Genomic DNA, 25,134 nt, shown 5'->3' with positions numbered 1-25,134 from the left:
ACCATGAACGCTTTCTCCCGACTCCTTACCCTGGGCGCACCGATCCCGCTGGCGTGCGCGCTGCTGCTCGCCGGCTGCGCGGTCGGCCCCGACTACAAGCGGCCCGACGCGCCGGTCTCGGCCACCTTCAAGGAAGCCCCTGCCGACGCCGAGGCCTGGACCGGCGAGTGGAAGACCGCCGAGCCGCAGGACGCCAACGCGCGCGCGCAGTGGTGGCAACTGTTCGGCGACAGCCAGCTCGACGCGCTGATGTCGCAGGTGCAGGTCTCCAACCAGAACATCAAGGCGGCTGAAGCGCGCTACCGGCAGGCGCTGGCATCGCTGCAGGCTGCGCGTGCCGGCTTCTTCCCGACGCTCGACGCACAGGCCGGCGTGTCACGCGCACGCGGCGCCAGCGGCAATACGCTCAACGGACAGAGCGCCACGCTGTCTGCCAGCTGGGAAATCGACGTGTGGGGCCGCGTCCGCCGCCAGGTCGAAAGCAGCGAAGCGAGCGCACAAGCCAGCCAGGCCGACCTGGCGTCGACACTGCTGTCGACCCAATCCACGCTGGCGCAGAGCTATTTCCTGCTGCGCATCGCCGATGCACAGAAGGCGCTGCTCGATCGCACGGTGGCCGACTATGCCAGGTCCCTGCAACTGGTGCAGAACCAGTACAAGGCAGGCACCGCGCAACGCTCCGACGTGCTGCAGTCCGAAACGCAGCTCAAGAGCGCGCAGGCGCAGCAGATCGATATCCAGATCACGCGCTCGCAGCTTGAGCATGCCATTGCCATCCTGATCGGCAAGCCGCCGGCCGAAGTCGCGCTCGGCGAGACGGAATTCACCAACACGCTGCCGCGCGTGCCGGTGGCGGTGCCGTCGCAACTGCTCGAGCGCCGTCCCGATATCGGTGCCGCCGAGCGCCGCATGGCGGCGGCCAACGCGCAGATCGGCGTGGCGCAGGCGGCCTACTACCCCACCCTGTCGCTGTCAGCCAGCGGTGGCCTGACCGCCAGTACGCTGGCGCGCTGGATATCGCTGCCGGACCGCATCTGGTCGATCGGCGGCAGCCTGGCCGGCACGCTGTTCGACGGCGGCCTGCGCAGCGCAGTCAAGGCACAGGCGGTGGCAGCCTACGACGAGACCGTGGCCAGCTACCGGCAGACCGTGCTGACGGCCTTCCAGGAAGTCGAAGACAACCTCGCTTCGCAACGGCTGCTGGAGCAGGAAGCCACGGTGCAGAACGACGCGCTGCGTTCGGCGCGCGACGCGCTCGCGCTGGTCAACAACCGCTATCGCGCCGGCACGGCCAGCCTGCTCGACGTGCTGGTCGCACAAACCACGGCGTACACGGCAGAACGCACGGCGCTGACCATCACCGGCCGGCAGTACACGGCCAGCGTGGTGCTGGTGAAGGCGCTGGGCGGCGGATGGCATCCGGGTCCACTGACGCCGGAGGGCGGGGATACGCTGGGGCAGCGGTAGCTAGGACGCCGCAGGCGCCCGCGGCAGCGGCTGGCTGCGGATGCGCTCGCGCAGCCAGGTGGCGGCCTTGCCGAGCGGCCGCTGCTTGTGCCAGACGATTTCCATCGCCACCGGCCAGTCCTGGTCCTGGAACGCCAGCGGCGGCGACACCAGTTGCGCGGCCGCCGGCGAATTCGCCACCACGTGCCAGGGCACGAAGGCCCAGCCGAGCCTGCGCTTGATCAGCTCGACGATGACCCACTGGCTTTCCACCCACCAGACGTCGGCCGCCACGCGCAGGCGCATCTTCTCCTCGCTGTCGGTGCGGGTCGCCACCATCAGCTGGCGATAGCGCTTGAGCTCTTCCCAGTCCACCCGCTGCGCGGCCAGCGGATGGTCGGGCGCGCACAGGATCTGCATCGGCACCCAGCCGAGCGCGTGGAAGGCCAGCTCGGGCGGCAACACCTCCTGCCGCCACATGATGCCGAGATCCGCTCCGCCCTCGAGCACCAGCCGGCTCACGTCCTCCATCAGCGGGAACAGCAGCTCCAGCTCCACCGCGGGGAAGCGGCTGGAGAACTCCTCCAGCAGCATGCCGAGCGTTTCCTCGGGGTAAAGCTCGTCCACGGCCAGCACCAGCCGGGTTTCGACGCCCTCGCCCAGGCTCTTGGCCACGCCGCGGAAGTGCTCGCAGCGCTCCAGGATCACGCGCGCTTCCGCCAGCAGGCGCTCGCCGGCCGCAGTCGGGACTGGGTAGCGGCCGGAGCGGTCGAACAGCGCGTTGCCGAGATCGATTTCCAGGTTGGCCACGGCCGCGCTGACGACCGATTGCGCCTTGCCCAGCCGGCGCGCCGCCGCCGAAAAGGAGCCCGTCTCAGCGGCGGCGACGAAGGCCTGCAGTTGTTCCAGAGAGAGACTCATGATTGGTCTGGCCCTTTCGTCTATCTGTTTTGGCGATACTACCTAACTTGGCAATCCCTGCAAACCAGATAGACTCGGTCCCATCGTTTTGCCGTGCCCCCAAGGGCAATCAAGCAGGAGAATCCAATGCGCAACACCCGGGACCGTATCCGCCACGCCGTCGGCTTTGAAGTGATCGGGCTGCTGGCCTTCGCCCCGCTCGCGAGCTGGGTATTCGGCTACGAGCTGCACCAGATGGGCCTGATCGGCGCGGTCGCCTCGCTGATCGCCGCCGGCTGGAACTACGTGTACAACGTGATGTTCGACAAGGCCATGCTCCGGTTTACCGGCCAGCTGCGCAAATCGGTCTTCGTGCGCGTGCTGCACGCCATCCTGTTCGAACTGGGGCTGCTGATCGTCTTCCTGCCGTCGGTGGCGTGGTACCTCGATATCAGCCTGCTCGACGCCCTGATCATGGATATCGCCGTGGCCGGCTTCTACATGGTCTATGCGCTGATCTACAACTGGCTCTACGACATCGTCTTCCCCATCCCTGCGCTCAAGGCCGGGACCAAGCCAGAGAGCGGCACCGCGCTCGGCTGACGCGCCCCGTACACCACGCGGCCACCAACGGCCGCGGGTTTTTCCCGACGTCTTCGCGCCTTGCCGCGCCGGAACGGATTGTTATACTCAATAACAAATTCCGATTCGACCGGCAGGCGGCGCGCAGGTGCGTCCCGCAAGACTGGGGGAGACCACATGAAGATCGCAATCGCCGGCGGCGGCATCGGCGGCCTGACGCTGGCGCTGCTGTGCCACCGTCACGGCATCGAAACCGAAATCTGGGAAGCCAGCGAATCGCTGCGCCCGCTGGGCGTGGGCATCAACCTGCTGCCGCACGCCGTGCGCGAACTGTACGAGCTGGGGCTGCGCGATGCGCTGGCCGAGATCGCCGTCGAAACCTCATCACTGTCCTACTACAACAAGCTGGGCCAGCGCATCTGGCACGAGCCGCGCGGCCTGGCCGCCGGCTATGACTGGCCGCAGTTCTCGATCCATCGCGGCGAATTCCAGATGCTGCTGCACCGCACCGTGGTGGAACGGCTCGGCGCGGACCGGGTGCATACCGGGCATGCGTTCGAGACGGTGCTCGGCACCGGCGCACGCGCGGGCGAACCGGTCACCTTCCGGCTTCGCCGCCGGCACGACCAGGCAGAGGTGGAAGCCAGCGCCGACATCCTGGTCGGCGCCGACGGCATCCACTCGGCCGTGCGCCGGCATTTCTACCCGAGCGGCGACGCGCCGCGCTTCTCGCGCCGCATGCTGTGGCGTGCTGTCACCGAAGCACCGCCCTACCTCGACGGCCGCTCGATGTTCATGGCCGGCCACCAGGACCAGAAATTCGTCGCCTACCCGATCTCGGAGCCATTGCGCCGGCAAGGCCGCTCGCTGGTCAACTGGATCGCCGAGCTGCGCGTGCCGGACCATGTGTCCGACACGCCACCGCGCAGCGACTGGAACCGCCAGGTCGACAAATCTGTGTTCCGCGAAGCCTTCGCCGGCTGGCAATGGGACTGGATCGATATTCCGGGCCTGATCGACGGCGCCGAAGCCATCTACGAATTCCCGCTGGTCGACAAGGATCCGCTGCCGCGCTGGACTTTCGACCGGGTGACCCTGCTGGGCGACGCCGCGCATCCGATGTATCCGATCGGCTCCAACGGCAGCGCGCAGGCCATCCTCGATGCGCGCTACCTGGTCGACAGCCTGCTCGGCACCCGCGACAGCGCCTACGCGCTGCGCGAGTACGAAGCCGAACGCCTGCCGCGCACCGCCGGCATCGTGCTGCGCAACCGCATGAACGGGCCGGAGCAGGTCATGCAGCTGGCCGAGGAACGCGCGCCGCAGGGCTTCGCCGATATCGGCCAGGTGATTCCGCATGCGGAGCTCGAAGCGATTGCGCTGCGCTACAAGCAGCTGGCCGGCTTCGACCGGCAATCGCTGCAGCCGGCGCGGCGCTGACACTTCGCCAATACAAGAACAAGACAAAAAACGAATGAGAGGAGACAACATGAAGCCCCTGAATGCATCGCTCCGTAGCGTGGCAGCGGCGGTTCTGGCCTGTACCGCCGGCGCCGCACTGGCCGATGTCACGGTAGGCGTCAGCCTGTCCACCACCGGCCCCTCAGCCTCGCTCGGCATTCCGCAGAAGAACTCGATGCCGTACCTGCCCGAACGGATCGGCGGCGAGGCCGTCCGCTATATCGTGCTGGACGACGCCTCGGACCCGACCCAGGGCGCGAAGGTGGCGCGCCGCTTTGTCTCGGAAGAGAAGGTCGACATCATCCTCGGTTCGTCCGCCGTGGCACCTTCCATCGCGATCGCGGAAGTGGCGGACGAAACCCAGACCGTGCAGCTGGCGTTCTCGCCGATCGAGCTGAAGCCGGGACGCGGCGAGTGGACCTTCCGGCTCGCGCAGCCGGTGCGGCTGATGGCCGAGGCGGTGGCCACCACCGCGCGCGCCAACGGTGTCAGGACCATCGGCTTCATTGGCTTTGCCGACGCCTACGGTGAAACCTGGCTGAGGGAGTTCACCACTGCCGCTACCGCCAACGGCATCAGGCTGATCGCCACCGAGCGCTATGGCCGCGCCGACACCAGCGTGACCGCGCAGGCTATCAAGCTGATGGCTGCCAGGCCCGATGCGATCCTGATCGCGGGCGCCGGCACCGGTGCGGCGCTGCCGCATACCACGCTGCGCGAGCGCGGCTACACGGGGCCGGTCTATCACACGCACGGCGCGGCCACCAAGGACCTTATCCGCATCGGCGGGCGCGCGGTCAACGGCGCCATCCTGCCCGCAGGGCCTGTGATCGTGCCGGAGCAGCTGGCCGACGGCAATCCGGTGCGCAAGCCGGGGCTGGATTACGTGGGCCGCTACGAGAAGCAGTTCGGCGCCGAGAGCCGTACGCAGTTTGGCGCGCACGCATATGACGCCGGCCTGGTGCTGCAGCGGATCGTGCCGGTGGCGCTGAAATCGGGCAAACCCGGCACGCCGGCATTCCGCAAGGCGCTGCGCTCGGCGCTGGAAAGCGAGCGCGATATCGTCGTATCACATGGCGTGCTGAATTACAGCCCGCAGGATCACTATGGCTTTGACCAGCGTGGGCGCGTTATGCTGACGATTGAGAACGGCAACTGGAAATTGCTCAAATGAGTTCCGACGCCCCCGTCGTACCCCCTGCTCCGGCCCGCGCGGCCAACGGCGGAGGCACCCGGCGCAAGCCCCGCGACCCGCTTGCCCCCGATCCGGCCAGCGCCGGCGCGGGACTGGAAAGCGGTTTCGATCCGCATGTGCCGAATATCGACTACGGCGTGCTCGACAGCCTGATCGGCTACGCCATCCGGCGCGCCCAGATCCGCATCTACGAAGACTTCGTGGCGTCGCTCGCGCAGTGGCAGATCACGCCGCCGCGCTTTTCGGCGCTGGTGATCATCTCCCGCAATCCGCACCTGAAGCTGACCGAGCTGGCGCGTATCCTCGGTATCGCCCGCTCGGGCGCCGTGCTGCTGGTGGACGCCCTGCAGGAGATGAACCTGGTGGCACGCCGGCCGGCGGCTGGAGACCGCCGCGCCTACAGCCTGGTGCTGACAGCAGCGGGCCGGCGTACGCTGGAAGCTGCAACACAGGCCGTCATCCGGCACGATGCGCATGTCGGATCGGTCTTATCGGAAGACGAGCAGGCCACGCTGAAGGCGCTGCTGGCAAGGCTGGCACCGCCGCGCACGGACTAGGCGCGGCTGCATATTCGCGTCATCCGATTGACCCGGGCCATGCGTTAACATGGCCGCCATGCCAAAAAGAATCAGAATCACCCGAATTATCCGCAGCCTGCTGCCGCTCTGTGCAGCCGCCCTGCTGCTCGCCGCCGCTCCGCCCGCCGCAATCGCCAAACCGCCCGCGGCAAGGGCAGCCAAGGCTTCCGCCAGCGCCGATGCCGGCATTGTCCGTGCCGGCGTACCCGTCCAGGTTGCCGCCGCACTGCGCAAGGCCCATGTCCCCGCCTCGGCCGCCAGCTTCTACGTGATCAAGGTCGGGGCACCCGCGCCACGTGCCAGCTGGAATGCGCAGGCACCGATGAATCCGGCGTCGACCATGAAGCTGGTCACGACCTTTGCCGGGCTGCAGCTGCTGGGTCCCGACTACCGCTGGCAGACCTCGCTATACGCCGACAACCAGCCGGCCGGCGACGGCACCGTCAACGGCAATGTCTACCTGCGCGGACGCGGCGATCCCAAGCTGGTGCCGGAGGAGATGGCCAAGCTGGTGGCCAGCGCGCGCGTTGCCGGCGCCACCACCATCAACGGCGACCTGGTACTGGACCGCAGCTACTTTGCCGACGGGCTGGAGGGCAACGGCACCATCGACGGCGAAGTGCAGCGCGCCTACAACGTGAACCCCGACGCGCTGCTGTACGCCTTCAAGACGCTGTCGTTCACGTTCACGCCCGATCCGGCCAGCCAGACGGTATCCGTCGCGGTCACGCCGGCGCTGGCGCAACTGAAGCTGGACAACCGGCTGGCGCTGACCAACGGCCGCTGCGGCGACTGGCAGGCGCACGCCACCCCGAGCGTGGCCGCGCAGCCGGACGGCACCGTGCTGGCATCGTTCGCCGGCGACTACGCTGCCGACTGCGGCGAGCACGTGCTCAATATCGCCACGCTCTCGCATGCCGAATTCACCTGGGGCGGCTTCGTTGCCGAATGGCAGAACGCCGGGGGACGCTTCACGCACCTGCCGGCCCTGCGCAGTGGCAAGGTGCCGCGCGGCGCGGTGCTGCTGGCGCGGCATTACGGGCAGCCGCTGGGCGAGATCGTGCGCGACATCAACAAGTATTCGAATAACGTCATGGCGCGCCAGCTGTTCCTGACCATCGGCGCGGAGATCGACCGCAGCGGCCCGGCCAGCACCGAACGCTCGGCCCGCGTGGTGCAGCGCTGGCTGAGCCGCCAGGGACTGGACATGCCCGGACTGGTGCTCGACAACGGCTCGGGCCTGTCGCGCGAGGAGCGCATCAGCGCCTACGACATGGCGCGCCTGCTGCAGCAGGCACAGGCCAGCAGCGTTGGCCCGGCGCTGGTCGATTCGCTGCCCATCCTGGGCGTGGACGGCACGCTGCGCAACCGGCTCACGCGCGCCAACGCCGCCGGCAATGCCTACCTGAAGACCGGCACGCTGCAGGACGTGCGCGCGCTGGCCGGCTTTGTCGATTCGCTCAACGGCGAGCGCTACGTGGTGGTGAGCTATATCAACCACCCCAATGCATCGCAGGCGCAGGAAGCCCACGACGCGCTGATGCAGTGGGTGTATCGCGGCGCACCCTAAGAACCCGTTTCACAATGAAGAAGGGGCGCGAAAGCTGCTGCCGGGGGGGCGTAGGGCCAAACCAACGCTGCCAGCCATTTTGTTAAGCGCTCGCTTACCAGATGGCGATCCGCCCCTATAATGGCTGCTTGCCGCCGCCACAAGACGGCCGGCACATTCTCCCAGGCCCGATCCGGGCCTCGCATCGCCCCCGAGTCCACCGCTGACATGACATCCCGACAACCATCGGTCTGGTTGCGCTTCTGGCATCGCTTCGCACCCGCCGAACGCGCCGGCTTTATCGAAGGCGCACGCTACTTCGCCCCCTCCCTGCCCGCCGTGTTTTCCTGGGGCCTGGTGACGGGCGTGGCGATGAGCAAGTCGGTCATGACGGTACCCGAGGCCATCGGCATGTCGCTGCTGGTCTACGCCGGCTCGGCACAGCTGTCAGTGCTGCCGCTGTTCGCCGCCGGCCTGCCGCTGTGGACGATCTGGCTGACCGCGGCCATCGTCAACCTGCGCTTCGTCATCTTCAGCGCCGCGCTGCAGCCGCATTTCAGCTACATGCCGCTGCTGCGGCGCACGCTGCTGGGCTCGTTCAACGGCGACCTGCATTTCGTCTACTTCATGCAGCGCTACAGCGCGCCGGGCTACGAGCCGGGCAAGGAAGGCTATTTCTGGGGCATGGCGCTGACCAACTTCGCGATGTGGCAGGTCTCGTCGATCCTCGGCATCGTGCTCGCCAGCGTGTTCCCCGACAGCTGGGGCCTGGGCCTGGCCGGCACCATGGCGCTGATCCCGGTGATGATCGCGACCATCAATTCGCGCTCGACGCTGCTGGCGGTGGTGGTCTCGGCAATCCTGGCGTTGCTGTGCTTCGACCTGCCCTACCGCCTGAGCCTGGTCGTGGCCGTGGTGGGCGCCATCGCGGCCGGCATGGCCAGCGATGACCTGGCCGCGCGCGCCACGCTGCGCGGCATCCGGCGCCGCAAGATCGCCACGGCTACGGCGGCCGAAACGCGGCCGGGAGACCAGCCATGAGCCATCTCGAAATCTGGATCGCCCTGTTCGGCATGGCCGTGGTCACCATCGTGACGCGGGCGCTGTTCCTGATGGCCGGCGAGCACGTGACCGTGCCGGACCGCATCCAGCGCGCGTTGCGCTATGCGCCGGCCGCGGCGCTGGCCGCCATCATCCTACCGGACCTGATGACCTGGAATGGGCATTTCACCCTGTCGGTGTCCAACTACAAGCTGGTGGCCGGGATCAGCGCGGCGATGTTCTACCTGCTGACGCGGCGCATGGTGGGGATGATCCTGGTCGGGATGGCGGTCTATACGGCGCTGAGGCTGATAGGTTGATGGGCTGAGGCGCTGGTCCGCCTAGCCCAGCCCCAACCCCACCCCCAGGCGCGTCAGCAGATGCGCGAGTTGCGCCTGCGTTGCCGTCCCGGTCTTGGTAAAGATCGCCTTCAGCTGCGTCCGGCTGGTCTCGCGCCGGATGCCGAGCTGCTCGCACGCTTCCGGCAGGCCGATCCCGGTGGTCAGCAGCATGGCCAGCCGGGTCTCGGCCGGCGTCAGCGCGTACAGCTCGCGCAATACTGCCTGCACGCCAGGCGAAGCCCGGCCGGCCTCATGCACGGCCACCAGTACGGTTGGCCGTTGCCAGTCGATGGCCAGATGATGCGCGGCCGGCAGTGGCAGCAAGACAACTTCGGCCTGCCGGCCTTCCGCGTCGGTCGCCCGCAAGGCTTGCGCGGGCTGGAGGCTGGCAGGGTCGCAGGCAGTGCGCAGCGCCTCGGCAAACGGGCGCGACAGGCGCCATTCGTCCGAGCGGCCCAGCACTGGCGCAACCAGCGTGCCGCTGGCACCGCCCACGCCGGAGGTGCCGGCCGGCGCCAGCCGCCGCACCCACGGCTCGCCGGCGCGGTTGGTCAGCAGCGCCTTGCCGTCCGCGTTGAACACGATCACGCCAAACGGCAGGCGCTCCAGCAACTCCGACGACACGTGGGCGAGCGCCGAAACCCGATGGGTCCGTTCGCGCAGCGCCATCGCGTGGCGCACGTGGGGGATGGCCCAGTCGAGGGCCCGCGCGTCGTCCGGCGAATAGCTCTCTCGCCCCTGCGGCCGCTGCAGCGACAGGAAGACCTCGCAGTGCGGCTGGCGTTCGACCAGGCAGGCCATCAGCGACGACAGGCCGAACTGCCGGAAGAACTCGCCATAGAACGGCAGGCGGCGCATGGCCTGCTCGCCGAGTTCGCGGGAATCGATGTACCAGCTCCCCACCGCCATCTGTGACGCAAACGGCAGGCCCGGGTCGAGGGACTCATAGTATTCGCGATAGGCCGCCACTTGTTCGGGCACGGGATTGACCACCTGGTTGACCAGCACCCGCTCGCGCACGGTATCGAGCACCACAAGCGAGGCGTGGACGCTGCCGCTGGCCCGGCACAGCGCCCCCAGGCTGCGTTGCCAAGCGTCGGCATCGAAAATCCCCTGGTACAGCGCGCGAATGGTGTCGTGTATCTCCGTCTCCTTCATTGCCTTCCCTTTCTGTACTGCCCGCCTGTGCCGGCGTGGCAATGACATCGCGCCGCCTTCGTGGGGCGGCGAAACAAACGCTGGTTCAGGCGCCTTCCAGCGCGGTAGCAAGGCGGGACAGCAGGTGCGTAAGCTGCGCCTGGCTGGCGGTGCCGGTCTTGTGGAAGACGGCCTTGAGCTGGGTGCGGGCGGTTTCGTGCCGGATATGCAGCTGCTGGCTGACCTCCGGCAGGCCCTGTCCGCCGGACAGCTGGACGGAGAGCCGGATCTCCGCGGGCGTCAGGCCATAAAGCTCGCGCAACACCGGCGCCAGCAGAAGCGGCGCGGTGCCTGCCTCATGGACGATCACCAGCGCCGCCGGCTGCTGCCAGTCGCCGGCAAAGACATGCGAAGGCGGCAACGGCAGCACGATCACCTGCGCGGTGGCGCCCTCGCTGTCCGTGGCGCGGGCCGCTTGGGCGGCAACGGCGCGCTGCGGATCGCAGGCGGCCTGCAGCATGTCGCCGAACGGCCGCGACAGCGTCCAGTCCGACACCTTGCCGGCCGGAACCAGCCGGCGCGCCCAGCGCTCGCCCTTGCTGTTGCTCAGCAGCACCTGGCGCTGCGGCGAGAACACCAGCAAGGCGAAAGCCAGCCGCTCGACCAGCTGCGCCGACAGGCGCGCCAGCATCGACAGGCCCAGCGTGCGGTCGCGCATCGCCATCGCGCTGCGCATATGAGGGATCACCCAGCTCAGCCCGCTGGTGTCGTCCGGCGAAAAGACCGGCTGCGACATCGCGCGCTGCATCGAAAAATAGACCTCGTAGTGCGGCCGCCGCTCGACCAGGCAGGCCATGTATGAGCGCAGGTCGAAACGCTCGAGGAAATCGCGATAGAAAGGATGGCGCGCCATGGCGCCTTCACCCAGCTCGCGCGCATCGATATACCATTCGCCCGGCTTCATGCGCGGCGCGAATTGCTTGGCCGGATCGATGGTCTGGTAGCTGGATTCGTACTGCGTGAACAGCTCCGCCACCGGATTGACGATCTCGTTGACGGTGATCTGGTCACGCACGGTGTCCCAGACCAACATCGATGCGTGGGCCGTGCCGGCCAGCTCCGTCAGGGTGTGCAAGCTCTGCTGCCACGCTTCGGGATCAAGAATGCCCTCATACAAGCCACGGATCGCTCCGTGCATGTCGGCTTTGTTCATCTGACTTCCCCTGCATTCGCGACAATTCCCGCTGCCGGCCATGCATTCCACGCCGGCATGCTTGTTCTTATGGCCGGTAGCGCCGGCTCTGGCGTTGCTACGTGTCTGTCTTTGCAGACTTTGCAAACATTAACCCAGTCTTAAGAGATTGGGGGAGATACCGGTGACCCCGCTTTGGTAGGGGAAGGTTGTGCTCCGCAGGGCATGTGGCCAATGCCTTGTGCGCCACAGCGCACAAGGCGGGTGTGCGAATGGCCCCAAATCGGCAAAGCGTTGACCGCGATCAGGTAAAATGCGTGATTCCCCCGATTTTTCAGCGAAATCTCGCGCCATCACACCGCCATGACCTCAGTCCTGCGTCTTTCCGATCTCATTTCCCAAGGCAAAATCTCCGGCAAGCGTGTGTTCATCCGCGCCGACCTGAACGTGCCGCAGGATGACGCAGGCAACATCACCGAAGACACCCGCATCCGCGCCTCGGTGCCCGCCATCGAGGCCTGCCTGGCCGCCGGCGCCGCCGTGATGGTCACGTCGCACCTGGGCCGCCCGACCGAGGGCGAGTTCAAGCCCGCCGATTCGCTGGCCCCGATCGCCGCGCGCTTGTCCGAGCTGCTGGGCAAGCCGGTGAAGCTGGTGCAGAACTGGGTCGATGGCGTGCAAGTGGCGCCCGGCCAGGTCGTGCTGCTGGAAAACTGTCGTGTCAACAAGGGCGAGAAGAAGAACAGCGACGAGCTGGCCCAGAAGATGGCGAAGCTGTGCGACGTCTATGTGAATGACGCCTTCGGCACCGCCCACCGCGCCGAAGCGACCACCCATGGCATCGCCAAATACGCCCCGATCGCCTGCGCCGGCCCGCTGCTGGCCGCCGAGATCGATGCGCTGGGCAAGGCCCTGGGCCAGCCGGCACGTCCGCTGGTAGCCATCGTGGCCGGCTCCAAGGTGTCGACCAAGCTGACCATCCTGAAGTCGCTGGCCGACAAGGTGGACAACCTGATCGTCGGCGGCGGCATCGCCAACACCTTTATGCTGGCCGCCGGCCTGAAGATCGGCAAGTCGCTGGCCGAGGCCGACCTTGTCTCCGACGCCAAGGCCATCATCGACATCATGGCCGCCCGCGGCGCTTCGGTGCCCATCCCCGTCGACGTGGTGTGCGCCAAGGAATTCAGCGCCAACGCCGCCGCCGCCGTCAAGGATGTGAAGGACGTGGCCGACGACGACATGATCCTCGACATCGGCCCGAAGACCGCGGCCATGCTGGCCGGGCAACTCAAGGCCGCCGGCACCATCGTCTGGAACGGCCCGGTCGGCGTATTCGAATTCGACCAGTTCGGCAATGGCACCAAGGTTCTCGCCGAGGCAATTGCCGACTCGAAGGCCTTCTCGATCGCCGGCGGTGGCGACACGCTGGCCGCCATCGCCAAGTACGGCATTGCCGACCGCATTGGCTATATCTCGACCGGCGGCGGCGCCTTCCTGGAATTCCTGGAAGGCAAGAAGCTGCCCGCATTCGAAGTGCTGGAACAGCGCGCCGCAGGCTAAGGTATCCGCAGGGCCCGCGGCGCCGCCGGGGCCCGAACCAGGGAATCCCAAGCACATGACCCGTTCTACCAAGATCGTCGCCACCATCGGCCCCGCCTCCAGCTCGCTGGAAATCCTCACACGCATGATTGCGGCCGGGGTCGACGTGATCCGGCTGAACTTCTCGCACGGCACCGCCGACGATCACATCGAACGGGCCCGCCTGGTCCGCGAGGCCGCGCGGGCGTGCGGGCGCGAGGTCGCCATCATGGCCGACCTGCAGGGCCCCAAGATCCGCGTCGGCAAGTTTGAAAACGGCAAGATCACGCTCAAGGCGGGCGACCCCTTCATCCTCGATTCGGCCTGCCAGCTCGGCAACCAGGAGCGCGCCGGACTGGACTACCAGGACCTGCCGCGCGACGTCGGGCCGGGCGACCTGCTGCTGCTCAACGACGGCCTGATCGTGCTGGTGGTGGACCGCGTGCTGGGCACCGAGATCTTCACCACCGTGCGCGTGGGCGGGGACCTGTCCAACAACAAGGGCATCAACCGCCAGGGCGGCGGCCTGTCGGCGCCGGCACTGACGGCCAAGGACATGGAGGACATCAAGACCGCCATGGCCCTGGGCGCCGACTACGTGGCGGTGAGCTTCCCCAAGAACGCCACCGATATGGAAATGGCACGCCAGCTGGCCGCGGTGGCAGGCCAGCCGCACGGGATCAGGGCCCGCATGATCGCCAAGATCGAGCGCGCCGAAGCTATTCGCCCGGGCGTGCTCGAAGAAATCCTGCAAGCCTCCGACGGCATCATGGTGGCCCGTGGCGACCTGGCCGTGGAAGTGGGCAATGCCGCGGTGCCGGCGCTGCAAAAGCGCATGATCCGGCTCGCCCGCGAGGCCAACAAGCTGACCATCACGGCCACGCAGATGATGGAAAGCATGATCGTCAACCCGGTGCCGACGCGCGCCGAGGTGTCCGACGTGGCCAACGCCGTGCTGGACGGCACCGACGCCGTGATGCTGTCGGCCGAAACCGCCGCCGGCCGCTACCCGGTGGAAACCGTCGAAGCCATGGCCGCCGTCTGCGTCGAGGCCGAGAAGTCCGAGGTGGTGCAGCTCGACACCGACTTCCTCAACCAGACCTTCTCCCGCATCGACCAGTCCGTGGCCATGGGTGCGCTGTTCACGGCCTATCATTTGCAGGTGAAGGCAATTGCCGCGCTGACCGATTCCGGCGCCACCGCGCTGTGGATGAGCCGTCACCGCATCCATGTGCCGATCTACGCGATGACGCCGAACCTCGCCTCGCAGCGCAAGATGCAGCTGTACCGCAACGTAGTGCCGCTGCCGCTGCAGTCCAGCGCCGACCGCGATACCGCGCTGGAGCAGGCCGAAGAGCTGCTGCTCGCGCAAGGCGTGGTGCAGCGCGGCGATTTCATCGTGCTGACCATCGGCGAGCCGATGGGCCAGCCTGGCGGCACCAACACCCTGAAGATCGTCAGGGTCGGCAGCTAATGCTGAGTGTGCCGCGCCGGACAGTGGCGTCCGCAGTGACGCGTGAACATGCTGCCACCGGCTGGCAGGGCGATGACCGCCGACGGAAGAATACGTAGAGACATCCCATTTTTATTTAGGAGTTAGACATGCCACTCGTATCGATGCGCCAGCTGCTGGACCACGCAGCCGAGAACAGCTACGGCCTGCCGGCCTTCAACGTCAATAACCTCGAACAGGTCCAGGCCATCATGCAGGCCGCCGACGAGGTCAACGCTCCGGTGATCATGCAAGCCTCGGCCGGTGCGCGCAAATACGCCGGCGAGCACTTCCTGCGCCACCTGATCGAAGCCGCGGTGGAAGCCTACCCGCACATCCCGGTGGTGATGCACCAGGACCACGGCCAGTCGCCGGCCATCTGCCAGGGCGCGATCGACCTGGGCTTCTCGTCGGTGATGATGGACGGCTCGCTGCGCGAAGACGGCAAGACCCCGGCCGAGTACGACTACAACATCGACGTGACCCGCAAGGTGGTGCAGCTGGCCCACGCCGTCGGCGTGACCGTGGAAGGCGAACTGGGTTGCCTGGGCTCGCTGGAAACCGGTGAAGCCGGCGAAGAAGACGGCATCGGCGCCGCAGGCGTGCTGGACCACTCGATGCTGCTGACCGATCCCGAGCAGGCCGCCGACTTCGTCAAGGCCACCCAGCTCGACGCGCTGGCCATCGCCATCGGCACCTCGCACGGCGCCTACAAGTTCACCCGCAAGCCGACCGGCGACATCCTGGCAATCAGCCGCATCAAGGAAATCCACGCCCGCATCCCCAACACGCACCTCGTGATGCACGGCTCGTCGTCGGTGCCGCAGGAACTGCTGGAAGAGATCCGCAAGTTCGGCGGCGACATGAAGGAAACCTACGGCGTGCCAGTCGAGGAAATCCAGGAAGCCATCAAGTACGGCGTGCGCAAGATCAACATCGATACCGACATCCGCCTGGCCATGACCGGCGCGATCCGCCGCTTCTTCGCCGAGAACCCGAGCAAGTTCGACCCGCGCGAATACCTGAAGCCGGCACGCGAAGCCGCCAAGCAGGTCTGCAAGGCACGCTATATCGCCTTCGGCTGCGAAGGCCAGGCCAGCAAGATCAAGTCGGTCAGCCTGGTCGACGTCGCCCAGCAGTACAAGGCGGGCAAGCTGGCGCAGGTCGTGCAGTAATGTCTCTTGTCCGCCATCCACGCAAACGGATGGCGGATCGCAGTTCCGGCCGCCGCGGCACGCTTCCAGCGCCCGGCGGCTTCGCCGTTTTATTGGAACCACCATGTCAAACGCTCTCTACCAGTCCTCCATCACTTCGCTGCCGCTGCTGGGCCACGGCAAAGTCCGCGACAACTACGCCGTCGGCGACGACAAGCTGCTGATCGTCACCACCGACCGCCTGTCGGCCTTCGACGTCATCCTGGGCGAACCGATTCCGGCCAAGGGCCGCGTGCTGAACCAGATGGCGAACTTCTGGTTCAGGAAGCTCGCGCACATCGTGCCGAACCACGAGACCGGCATTGCCCCGGAAACCGTGGTCAGCCCGTCGGAAGTGGAGCAGGTGAAGGGCCGCGCCGTGGTGGTCAAACGCCTCAAGCCGATCCTGGTGGAAGCCGTGGTGCGCGGCTACCTGGCCGGCAGCGGCTGGAAGGACTACCAGGCGACCGGCAAGGTCTGCGGCATCGAACTGCCCGCCGGCCTGCAGAACGCACAGAAGCTGCCCGAGCCGATCTTCACGCCGGCCGCCAAGGCCGAAATGGGCGAGCACGACGAGAATATCTCGTTCGGCGAAGTCGAAACCCGCATCGGCGTGGCCCTGGCGCGCCAGATGCGCGATATTTCGATCCGCCTGTACAAGGAAGCCGCCGAGTTCGCCGCCACGCGCGGCATCATCATCGCCGACACCAAGTTCGAATTCGGCCTGGACGAGAACGGTACGCTGACCCTGATGGACGAAGTGCTGACGGCCGATTCCTCGCGCTTCTGGCCCGCGGATTCTTACCAGGTCGGCACCAACCCGCCGTCGTTCGACAAGCAGTTCGTGCGCGACTGGCTCGAAGCCGTGCGCATCGACGGCAAGCCGTGGCCCAAGACCGCGCCGGCGCCGAAGCTGCCGGACGACGTGGTCGAGAAGACCGCGGCCAAGTATCGTGAGGCGCTGACGCGGCTGACGGGCGAGGAATTGCAGTAAGACTATTTCGTCATTCCCGCGAAGGCGGGAATCCAGCGTCTTTTGCGCTGCGTTGAAGCCAAAGACAAAGTCACTGGGTTCCCGCCTTCGCGGGAACGACAACAGAAGGAACAGATAACGTGAGCAAGCAAGACAAGCCAGTGGTCGGCGTAGTCATGGGCAGCAGTTCCGACTGGGACGTGATGCAGCACGCCGTGGCCATGCTGAAGGATTTCGGCGTCCCGTTCGAAGCACAGGTGGTCTCGGCGCACCGCATGGCCGACGACATGTTCCGCTACGCCGAAACCGCGCGCAGCCGCGGCATCCGCGCCATCATCGCCGGCGCCGGCGGTGCGGCCCACCTGCCGGGCATGATCGCCGCCAAGACCATCGTGCCGGTGTTCGGCGTGCCGGTGCCGTCCAAATACCTGCGCGGCGAGGATTCGCTGCTGTCGATCGTGCAGATGCCCAAGGGCGTGCCGGTTGCCACCTTCGCCATCGGCGAGGCCGGCGCCGCCAACGCTGCGCTGCACGCGATCGCCACGCTGGCCACCACCGACGAGGCGCTGGCCGGCGCGCTGGAAGCGTTCCGCGCGAAGCAGACCGAAGCCGCGCGCGCGATGACGCTGCCGGTCTGACGCGATCCACTCCAAGCCATAACTGATACCCAAACCCGCTGCCGGAAGCCACGAGCATGCCAACCGATATCCATCCCTACCTGGTCGAAGCCCATACGCCGGAGTCGCGCGCCGAATTCGGCGTGGACAACCCCAGCGCGCCCATCCTGCCCGGCGCCTGGCTCGGCATGCTGGGCGGCGGCCAGCTCGGCCGCATGTTCACGCATGCTGCACAGGCCATGGGTTATCGCGTTTGCGTGCTCGACCCGGACCAGGACAGTCCGGCGGGCGCCGTGGCCGACAAGCACATCTGTGCCGCGTACACCGACGAAGCCGCGCTGACGGAAATGGCCAGACTGTGCCCGGCCGTCAGCACCGAATTCGAGAACGTGCCCTCGCTCTCGCTCGACCGGCTCGAACAGCTCGGCTCCTTCGTGGCGCCGCGCGGCTACTGCGTGTCGATCGCGCAGAACCGCATCGGCGAGAAGAAGTTCTTTGCCTCGTGTGCAGAACGCACCGGCGTACCGACCGCGCCGCACTGGGTGATCCAGCATGACGCTGACGTGGATCAACTGCCCGACCACGTGCTGCCCGGCATCCTGAAGACCGCCCGCATGGGCTACGACGGCAAGGGCCAGGCCCGCGTGAAGACGCGCGAGGACGTGCGTGCGGCCTGGAAGGCCATGCAGCACGTGCCGTGCGTGCTGGAACAGATGCTGCCGCTGGCCTATGAAGTGTCGGTACTGGCCGCGCGCGCCGCGGACGGCACCACCGCCACCTGGCCGCTGGCCGAAAACGTGCATCGTGACGGCATCCTGTTCTCGACGGTGATGCCGTCGATCAGCGTATCCGCCGACATCGCCGATCGCGCCCGCGCGGCTGCCGCCACCATCGCTACCGAGATGGGTTACGTCGGCGTGCTCTGCATCGAATTCTTCGTGCTGACCGATGGCTCGCTGGTCGCCAACGAAATGGCGCCGCGCCCGCACAACTCCGGCCACATCACGATGGACGCCTGCGAAACCAGCCAGTTCGAGCAGCAGGTGCGCGCCATGGCCCGCCTGCCGCTGGGCAATACGCGCCAGCATTCAGCCGGCAAGATGCTGAACCTGCTCGGCGACGTGTGGTTCGAGTTCGGCCTGGAGCGCACGCCGGCCTGGGACGAAGTGGTGGCCCAGCCCGGCGCCAAGCTGCACCTGTACGGCAAGAACGACGCGCGCCCCTCGCGCAAGATGGGGCACGTCAACTGCGTCGGCGAACATGCGGAAGCGGCCGAAGCCGCCTTCGCCGCCGCCGTGCAGGCGCTGCATATCGCGCCCTGAACACCCCGCTCCAACGCTCCGCCTGCCACACCTGAGGAAACCGATGTCGTCGCGCATGCCCACGGCCGCCGAACTGGACGAAGCCGTCCGCCTGCTGGAGGCCGGCCAGCTGGTCGCCTTCCCCACCGAGACCGTCTATGGCCTCGGCGCCGACGCCGAGAACCCCGAAGCCGTGGCGCGCATTTTCGCGCTCAAGGGCCGGCCGTCGAGCCACCCGATCATCGTCCACGTGGTGGATGGCGCCGATATCGGCTACTGGGTCGACGAAGTCCCCGAAGCCGCGCAGAAGCTCATCGACGCCTTCTGGCCCGGCCCGCTCACGCTGATCCTCAAGCGTGCCGCGCATATCCACGCCGCGGTAGCCGGCGGCCAGGACAGCATTGGCCTGCGCTGCCCCTCTCACCCGGTCGCACAAGCCCTGCTGGCGCGCTTCAAGCGCGGCCGCGGCGGCATCGCGGCGCCCTCGGCCAACAAGTTCGGCCAGGTCAGCCCGACCACGGCGCAGCATGTGCGCGACGAGTTTGGCGATGCGGTCTATGTGCTGGAAGGCGATGGCGTGGAAGTTGGCATCGAATCGACCATCGTCGATTTGTCTCGCCTCGACCAGGGTATCGGTCCTGTCCTGTTGCGCCCCGGTGCGATCACCCCGGCGATGATGGCCAAGGTGCTGGGCGAAGCCCCGTTGCCGCCGGATGCGGCGGCTCCGCGTGCGTCAGGTACGCTGAAGGCTCACTACGCACCGCATACGCCGTTGGAACTGGCTGACGCCGCGTCCCTGACCGCCCGGCTGGCCACCCTCCCCGCCGATGCCCGCGTGGCATGGGTGGCACGCGCGCCGCTGGAGGATTCGCGTTGTACGTGGGTGCAGGCGCCGGCCGATGCCACGGCTTATGCGAGGGAGCTTTACCGGTTGCTGCGCAAGCTGGACAAGCAGGGATTCACGCGGCTGGTGTTTGAGCCGCTGCCCGAGGGGCATGAATGGGCCGGGGTTCGGGATCGGTTGCAGAGGGCTGCGGCGGCGTTTGGTGGTTAAGCGGTCAGGGGCTTGGCTCCCCGATTGGTGATGGGACTGAGGGTAGTGGCTGCGGTTGGGCGTTGTCGGAGGTCGACGGCCCCGTTTCGCCCTGCCGGGCGACCTACTTTTGGGCGCCGTCAAAAAGGACGGTCGCCGGCTACGCCGGCGAAACAGCGCATCCAAGAACCCCGACCTGCAATCCACCGAAGAACAAAAACCCTAGCCGTGCCGATCCCTCAATCGATCGAAGCCCCTACCGTCTTCACCACCCCCGCCCATTTCTGCCGATCCGCCTTCACCGTCGCCTTGAACTGATCCACAGTCTCGATCCGAGGCGAGTTGCCAGCGTCAATCAGCTTCTGACGGATCGCCGGCGTTTCCAGCGCAACCTTCACCGCATCATTGAGCTTGCGGGTCACCTTCGGATCAAGTCCTTTCGGCCCGAAGAAGCCAAACCAGATCGTGCTGTTGAACCCCGGCAACCCGCTTTCCCCGATGGTCGGGACTTCCGGGATGACCTGCACGCGCTGCTTCGTGGTCACGCCCAGCAGCCGCACCTTGCCTGCACGATATTGCGGCAGCACGCTCTGGACCTGGTTGAAGATGCAGCAGACCTCGCCCTTGAGCACAGCCTGCAGGGCGTCAGGACCACCCTTGTATGGCACGTGGACCATATCGAGGCCGGCGCGTGCATTGAATTCCGCGAATGCCAGGTGCGTGCCAGTGCCATTGCCGGTGGACGCGAAGTTGTACTTGCCGGGATTGGCCTTGACCTTCTCGATGAACTCCTTGACCGACTTCACGTCGATCACGACCGGGTTGATGGTCAGGACGTTGGAAACCTCCACCAGCGGCGCGACCGGCGTGAAATCTGCGTCGGCATCGAACGGCAGCGACTTGTACAACGCTGGATTGATGCCATGTGTGGCTGCGGTGCCCAGCAGCAGCGTGTAGCCGTCCGGCTTGGCGTGCGCGACGACTTCCGAGGCGACGTTGCCGCCGGCGCCCGGGCGGTAGTCGTAGATGATGGTGGTCTTGAGCGACTTCTGCAGCGATTCCTGCAGCGTACGGCCCACCATGTCGACGCCCGAGCCGGCGGTGAAGCCCATCAGGATCGTCACCGGCTGGGTCGGCCATTCCGCGCCCTGCGGGCCTTGTGCGTGGGCCGGCGCGGCGAGCGCGCACAGGGCGGCCAGGCTGGCGGTCAGGCGGGACGCGGAGCGGAAGGACAAGCGCGGGAGCGATCGAGACATGGGGGCACCGTCGAAAGTAGTGAATGACGAAGATGCAGATGCTGCGTTGCCATGCGGCACCTGCACGGCCGGGATCTGATTGCCCCGGGCCAAGGCCACACGATAGCAAGGTTCCCGCCAATTCCCAACGACCCAGTTCGCTTGAGGGTATGCCGTGCTGGCATATCGCAACACTGCTCAGCGGCGCAGCAGGCCGACCAGTTCGTCCACATCCGGCAGCGGCGCGCCCAGCCCGGCCGTGGCCTCGTCATCGGCTTCGAGCAAGCCGTCGGCCAGCGCGCGCTTGTCGTTGTGCAGTTCGACGATGCGCTCCTCGATGGTGCCGGCACTGATCAGCCGGTACACGGTGACCGGGCGCTGCTGGCCGATGCGGTGCGCGCGGCCCATCGCCTGGTCCTCGGCGGCGGGGTTCCACCAGGGGTCGGCGATGATGACGTAGTCGGCCGCGGTCAGGTTCAGGCCGAAGCCACCGGCCTTCAGGCTGATCAGGAAGACGTCGCCCTCGCCGGCCTGGAAGGCCGCCACGCGGCGCGTGCGTTCGGCTGCTGGCGTTGCGCCGTCGAGGTACTGCATCGCCAGGCCGGCACGCTCCAGGCCCGCCTTCAGCAACTGCAGGAAATCCACGAACTGGCTGAACACCAGCGTCTTGTGCCCGTTGGCGGCCAGTTCGCTGGCGAGCTCGACGAAGGCGCGCACCTTGGCGCCCTCGTGCCCGACCTCGGGCGTGACCAGCCGCGCGTCGCACGCGGCGCGGCGCAGCCGCATCAGCTGCGCCAGCACGTGGATGCGCGCCTGCTGCTGGAACTGTGCCTGCGCGATGGCCCGGGCGCGGGCGCCGGCCGGAGCGCCGCGCGTTGCCTTGCGCGCGGCCTCGATGCGCGCCAGCGCCGCCTCGGCCTGGGTCTGGGCCTGGCGGCGCAGGGCCTCGTAGTGCGCGGCCTCCACCGGTTCCGGCTCCACGCGGATCACCAGCTCCGTGCGCGGCGGCAGTTCGTCCAGCACCTGCGCCTTGGTACGCCGCAGCACGAACGGCACAATCATCCGGCGCAGGCGCTGCCGGGCTTCGCGCACGCCGCCGCGCTCGATCGGGTTGGCGAAATGCTCGTTGAAACGCGCCAGCGAGCCGAGCAGCCCCGGATTGCAGAAGCGCATCACCGACCAGAGCTCCGCCAGCCGGTTCTCCACGGGCGTGCCGGACAACGCCATGCGGAATCCCGACGGCAGGTCGAACATGGCGCGCGCGCGCTGCGACGCGGCGTTCTTGAAAGCCTGGGCCTCATCAGCCACCACGGTATGCCACTCGCGCGCGCTGAACGCCTTGCGCGCCTGCTGCAGCAGCGTGTACGAGACGATCACGAGGTCATGCGGCCCCGCCTGCGCCAGCAGCGTTTCGCGGTCGCCTTCGGCATAGACATGGACGTTCAGCGTCGGCGCGAAGCGGCGCGCCTCGGCCGCCCAGTTGCCGCAGACCGAAGTCGGCGCGATGACGAGCCCGGCACCTTCGCCCGAGCGGGCCAGCAGCACCGCCAGTGCCTGCAGGGTCTTGCCCAGGCCCATGTCGTCGGCCAGGCAGGCGCCCAGGCCGGAAGCCGCCAGCGTCATCGCCCAGCGGTAGCCCTCTTCCTGGTATGGACGAAGCTGCGCTGCCAGCGTCGCGGGCACGACCACTTCCGTGGTGCGCGCGGCGCGCAGGCGGGCCAGCCGCTGGCGAAAATGCGCGTCCGGATCGACGCCCGCGCCGGCCAGCACATCGTCCAGCCACGGCGTGGCCATGAGCGGCACGCGAATGCCGTCCGGCACGCTGTCGGCAACGCCGGCCAGGTCGCGCAGCCGGCCGCGCAGCGCGCGCGTCAGCGCGACGTAGACGCCCTGCCCCATCGGGACGAAGCGGCCGGCGTGGCTGCCCGTCCAGGAAATCAGGCGGCCAAGCTCCAGCACCAGGCCTTCGGCCACGCGCAGCTCGCCCACCAGCCGGTACCACTCGTTGCCGGTCTCGATGCTGACCGCCAGCTGCGGCACATCGGCCCCGACGACGCGGATCTCCTTGCCGCGCGGCCACTCGACGGCCTGCACGGCGGCCAGTTCCGGCAGGGCTTCCAGCACGCTCAGGGCATCCTCGGGGTTGTCGAGCGTCCAGCTATATTCGCCGCTGCCCGGCGCCTGCTGGACCAGAAAGGGCAGCGCGGCGAAGACTTCGGCCACGTGGGCCAGTTCGGCATCGAGATCGCGCCGCGTCGCCAGCGTCTCGCCACGCACCGCGGCCATCAGCCGCTCGCGTCCGCTGCCGGGAGCGAGCCGGGGGCCGAGCGGCCCGAGCGGCGTCACCACCAGCCGCAGCGAGATGCCTTTGCCGAGCGGCGCCACCTCGGCCCGCAGACGGGATTCGGTGTCGAGCTCGCGCGCCTGGCCGGTGTGGTCGGACTGGATCTGGAAGTGCCCGGCGAGCGCGCGCAGCGTGCTGTCGAGCTGCGCGTGGGCTTCGGCGGGCACCGCCAGGCCCTCGGCAATCAGGCGGGCGGCGCCGAGCTGGGCGGGCGTGAAGCGGATTACGCGCAGGCGCTGGGGGCCATCGCGCAGCACCGTGATCTGGCGCAGGGCCTCGGCATCCTGCCGCGCCGCGGCAGGCAGGTAGGCATCCATGGCCGGCGCTTCGCGCACCGGCGGCCAGACGCGCAGCACGTAGCGGTCGCCGCTGCGCACCGCTTCCAGTGCCGGGGCGCCCTCCACCACTTCCAGCGTCTGCGTGGGCGCATGGGCCAGCACCACGGCGGGATGGCCGACCAGCGCCATCACCGCGGCGGCGCGGTCGAGCACATAGCGGCGGTTGTGGGACTGGTCGCGGCGGATGGCGCGGGCGACGCGGGCGTCCCACGGTTCGAGCCGGTTGTCTTCGGCGACCCGGGCCAGCGGCACGGGACGCGGCTTGTTCCAGCCACGCGCGCTGCGGGTCTGTTCGAGCGGCTCGACCGTGCCGACCACGCCATCGGCATCCAGGCTCAGCGCCCACAGCAGGCGCCGGGCCGTCTCGCCGCCGGCCGACTCCGCGCCGCCGGCCAGTGCCTGCAGCGCTTCGAGCGCCAGCTGCCAGCTGGCAGGGGCCGGCTGATCGGAAGGCTGGGGGCCGGTGGCGTCGGAATCCGGCGCAGGGCCTGGATGTGTGGCTGAGGGCACGGGAAGGGGAAGCGGCGCACGGAAAAGGGGATTTTAGACCGCCGCGGGCCGGCCTCCGCGTTGGCACCCTCGGCCCCGGGGCTTACAATGTTGTTTTTGCAACTTTTTCGTGTTCAGGGAGATGACGATGTCGATGGCGGATCGCGACGGCAAAATCTGGATGGATGGCAAGCTGATCGAATGGCGCGACGCCAAGATTCACGTCCTGACCCATACCCTGCACTACGGCATGGGCGTTTTCGAAGGCGTGCGCGCCTACAAGACGCCGGCCGGCACCGCCATCTTCCGCCTGCACGAGCACACTCGCCGCCTGTTCAATTCCGCCAAGATCTTCCAGATGGAGATGCCGTTCGACGAGGCCACGCTGGAAGCCGCGCAGCGCGAAGTGGTGCGGGCCAATAACCTGGAATCCTGCTACATCCGCCCGATCGTGTGGATCGGCTCGGAGAAGCTGGGCGTGTCGGCCAAGGGCAACACCATCCACGTGGCCATCGCCGCCTGGCCGTGGGGCGCCTACCTGGGCGAGGAAGGCATGCAGCGCGGCATCCGCGTGAAGACCTCTTCGTTCACCCGCCATCACGTCAACGTATCGCTGGTGCGCGCCAAGGCAAGCGGCTATTACATCAACTCGATCCTGGCCAACCAGGAAGCCACCGGCCTGGGCTACGACGAAGCCCTGCTGCTCGACACCGAAGGCTACGTCAGCGAAGGCTCGGGCGAGAACGTGTTTATCGTGCGCAACGGCGTGATCTACACGCCGGACCTGGCTTCCTGCCTGGACGGCATCACCCGCGACGCGACGCTGACCATTGCGCGCGACCTGGGCATCGAAGTGCGCGAAAAGCGCATCACCCGTGACGAGATGTACTGCGCCGACGAAGCCTTCTTCACCGGCACCGCAGCCGAAGTCACGCCGATCCGCGAACTGGACGACCGCGTCATTGGCGAAGGCCGCCGCGGCCCGGTGACCAAGCGCATCCAGGATGCGTTCTTTGCCGCCGTGGGCGGTGAAGACGAGAAGTACAAGAAGTGGCTGACGCTGGTCTGAGCGCGGCCCCGCACATTCCGATTCCGAACAATAAGCTTCACACCCCGCAA

At 67.5% G+C, this 25,134-nt stretch carries 21 protein-coding genes; 16 read left to right on the top strand and 5 right to left on the bottom strand.

The window, feature by feature from the left end:
• Positions 1 to 3: 3 nt before the first annotated feature.
• Complete coding sequence (locus tag RM96_RS25395; RefSeq protein WP_039014485.1) at positions 4 to 1,467, top strand: efflux transporter outer membrane subunit; 1,464 nt, start codon at positions 4 to 6, stop codon at positions 1,465 to 1,467.
• On the opposite strand, the gene RM96_RS25390 is transcribed toward RM96_RS25395, so the two are convergent.
• Positions 1,468 to 2,367 (bottom strand): LysR family transcriptional regulator, encoded by a 900-nt coding sequence (locus RM96_RS25390; RefSeq protein ID WP_039014484.1) that lies wholly within the window; start codon positions 2,365 to 2,367, stop codon positions 1,468 to 1,470. It abuts the gene before it with no gap.
• 126 nt (positions 2,368 to 2,493) lie between these two features.
• Between RM96_RS25390 and RM96_RS25385 the strand changes: the two genes are divergently transcribed.
• The 7 genes from RM96_RS25385 to RM96_RS25355 all read left to right on the top strand — a co-directional run bounded on the left by RM96_RS25385 (position 2,494) and on the right by RM96_RS25355 (position 9,072).
• Positions 2,494 to 2,949, top strand: a complete 456-nt coding sequence (locus tag RM96_RS25385) for a PACE efflux transporter (protein ID WP_039014483.1) — start codon at positions 2,494 to 2,496, stop codon at positions 2,947 to 2,949.
• Between the two features lie 156 nt (positions 2,950 to 3,105).
• Positions 3,106 to 4,368: a flavin-dependent oxidoreductase gene (locus tag RM96_RS25380; protein WP_039014482.1), complete on the top strand. Its 1,263-nt coding sequence runs from the start codon at positions 3,106 to 3,108 to the stop codon at positions 4,366 to 4,368.
• 49 nt (positions 4,369 to 4,417) lie between these two features.
• Entirely contained in the window at positions 4,418 to 5,563 is a 1,146-nt protein-coding gene (locus RM96_RS25375; RefSeq protein WP_039014481.1) for an ABC transporter substrate-binding protein, read from the top strand.
• A complete protein-coding gene (locus tag RM96_RS25370; RefSeq protein WP_039014480.1) occupies positions 5,560 to 6,141 on the top strand; it encodes a MarR family winged helix-turn-helix transcriptional regulator in 582 nt (193 codons plus the stop codon). The genes RM96_RS25375 and RM96_RS25370 overlap by 4 nt, the downstream gene beginning before the upstream one ends.
• A gap of 49 nt (positions 6,142 to 6,190) precedes the next feature.
• Positions 6,191 to 7,732: a D-alanyl-D-alanine carboxypeptidase/D-alanyl-D-alanine endopeptidase gene (gene dacB / locus RM96_RS25365; RefSeq protein ID WP_039014479.1), complete on the top strand. Its 1,542-nt coding sequence runs from the start codon at positions 6,191 to 6,193 to the stop codon at positions 7,730 to 7,732.
• A 207-nt stretch (positions 7,733 to 7,939) separates the two neighbouring features.
• Entirely contained in the window at positions 7,940 to 8,752 is an 813-nt protein-coding gene (locus RM96_RS25360; RefSeq protein WP_039014478.1) for an AzlC family ABC transporter permease, read from the top strand.
• Positions 8,749 to 9,072: an AzlD domain-containing protein gene (locus tag RM96_RS25355; protein WP_039014477.1), complete on the top strand. Its 324-nt coding sequence runs from the start codon at positions 8,749 to 8,751 to the stop codon at positions 9,070 to 9,072. Before RM96_RS25360 ends, RM96_RS25355 begins: the two co-directional genes overlap by 4 nt.
• Positions 9,073 to 9,093: 21 nt before the next feature.
• Here the strand turns inward: RM96_RS25355 and RM96_RS25350 are convergent, their stop codons facing one another.
• Positions 9,094 to 10,251, bottom strand: coding sequence for a helix-turn-helix transcriptional regulator (locus RM96_RS25350; protein ID WP_039014476.1), 1,158 nt, complete (start codon positions 10,249 to 10,251; stop codon positions 9,094 to 9,096).
• An 85-nt stretch (positions 10,252 to 10,336) separates the two neighbouring features.
• Entirely contained in the window at positions 10,337 to 11,443 is a 1,107-nt protein-coding gene (locus RM96_RS25345; protein ID WP_039014475.1) for a helix-turn-helix transcriptional regulator, read from the bottom strand.
• A 342-nt stretch (positions 11,444 to 11,785) separates the two neighbouring features.
• On the opposite strand from RM96_RS25345, the gene RM96_RS25340 reads away from it, so the two are divergent.
• The 7 genes from RM96_RS25340 to RM96_RS25310 all read left to right on the top strand — a co-directional run bounded on the left by RM96_RS25340 (position 11,786) and on the right by RM96_RS25310 (position 19,630).
• Positions 11,786 to 12,982: a phosphoglycerate kinase gene (locus RM96_RS25340; RefSeq protein ID WP_039014474.1), complete on the top strand. Its 1,197-nt coding sequence runs from the start codon at positions 11,786 to 11,788 to the stop codon at positions 12,980 to 12,982.
• A 55-nt stretch (positions 12,983 to 13,037) separates the two neighbouring features.
• Entirely contained in the window at positions 13,038 to 14,474 is a 1,437-nt protein-coding gene (gene pyk / locus RM96_RS25335) for a pyruvate kinase (RefSeq protein WP_039014473.1), read from the top strand.
• Between the two features lie 128 nt (positions 14,475 to 14,602).
• The gene (gene fba / locus RM96_RS25330) at positions 14,603 to 15,667 is read left to right on the top strand and encodes a class II fructose-bisphosphate aldolase (RefSeq protein ID WP_039014472.1); all 1,065 of its coding nucleotides are present in this window, start codon (positions 14,603 to 14,605) and stop codon (positions 15,665 to 15,667) included.
• A gap of 103 nt (positions 15,668 to 15,770) precedes the next feature.
• Positions 15,771 to 16,679, top strand: coding sequence for a phosphoribosylaminoimidazolesuccinocarboxamide synthase (locus tag RM96_RS25325; protein ID WP_039014471.1), 909 nt, complete (start codon positions 15,771 to 15,773; stop codon positions 16,677 to 16,679).
• A 119-nt stretch (positions 16,680 to 16,798) separates the two neighbouring features.
• Positions 16,799 to 17,296: a 5-(carboxyamino)imidazole ribonucleotide mutase gene (gene purE, locus RM96_RS25320; protein WP_039014470.1), complete on the top strand. Its 498-nt coding sequence runs from the start codon at positions 16,799 to 16,801 to the stop codon at positions 17,294 to 17,296.
• Positions 17,297 to 17,352: 56 nt separating this feature from the next.
• The gene (locus RM96_RS25315; RefSeq protein ID WP_039014469.1) at positions 17,353 to 18,597 is read left to right on the top strand and encodes a 5-(carboxyamino)imidazole ribonucleotide synthase; all 1,245 of its coding nucleotides are present in this window, start codon (positions 17,353 to 17,355) and stop codon (positions 18,595 to 18,597) included.
• 43 nt (positions 18,598 to 18,640) lie between these two features.
• Entirely contained in the window at positions 18,641 to 19,630 is a 990-nt protein-coding gene (locus tag RM96_RS25310; protein ID WP_039014468.1) for an L-threonylcarbamoyladenylate synthase, read from the top strand.
• A 218-nt stretch (positions 19,631 to 19,848) separates the two neighbouring features.
• Here the strand turns inward: RM96_RS25310 and RM96_RS25305 are convergent, their stop codons facing one another.
• Together RM96_RS25305 and RM96_RS25300 are read right to left on the bottom strand one after the other, a co-directional pair.
• On the bottom strand, positions 19,849 to 20,865 hold the full coding sequence (locus RM96_RS25305; protein WP_039014585.1) for a Bug family tripartite tricarboxylate transporter substrate binding protein: 1,017 nt from the start codon (positions 20,863 to 20,865) through the stop codon (positions 19,849 to 19,851).
• Positions 20,866 to 21,042: 177 nt separating this feature from the next.
• Positions 21,043 to 24,036 (bottom strand): DEAD/DEAH box helicase, encoded by a 2,994-nt coding sequence (locus tag RM96_RS25300; RefSeq protein ID WP_052279734.1) that lies wholly within the window; start codon positions 24,034 to 24,036, stop codon positions 21,043 to 21,045.
• Positions 24,037 to 24,163: 127 nt separating this feature from the next.
• Between RM96_RS25300 and RM96_RS25295 the strand changes: the two genes are divergently transcribed.
• The gene (locus tag RM96_RS25295; protein ID WP_039014467.1) at positions 24,164 to 25,084 is read left to right on the top strand and encodes a branched-chain amino acid transaminase; all 921 of its coding nucleotides are present in this window, start codon (positions 24,164 to 24,166) and stop codon (positions 25,082 to 25,084) included.
• Positions 25,085 to 25,134: the final 50 nt, after the last annotated feature.

It is taken from the genome of Cupriavidus sp. IDO, from assembly GCF_000812465.1.
Lineage (GTDB): Bacteria > Pseudomonadota > Gammaproteobacteria > Burkholderiales > Burkholderiaceae > Cupriavidus.
Note: the sequence above shows the minus strand (reverse complement) of the source record. Positions and strands in the feature narration are given on the sequence as shown.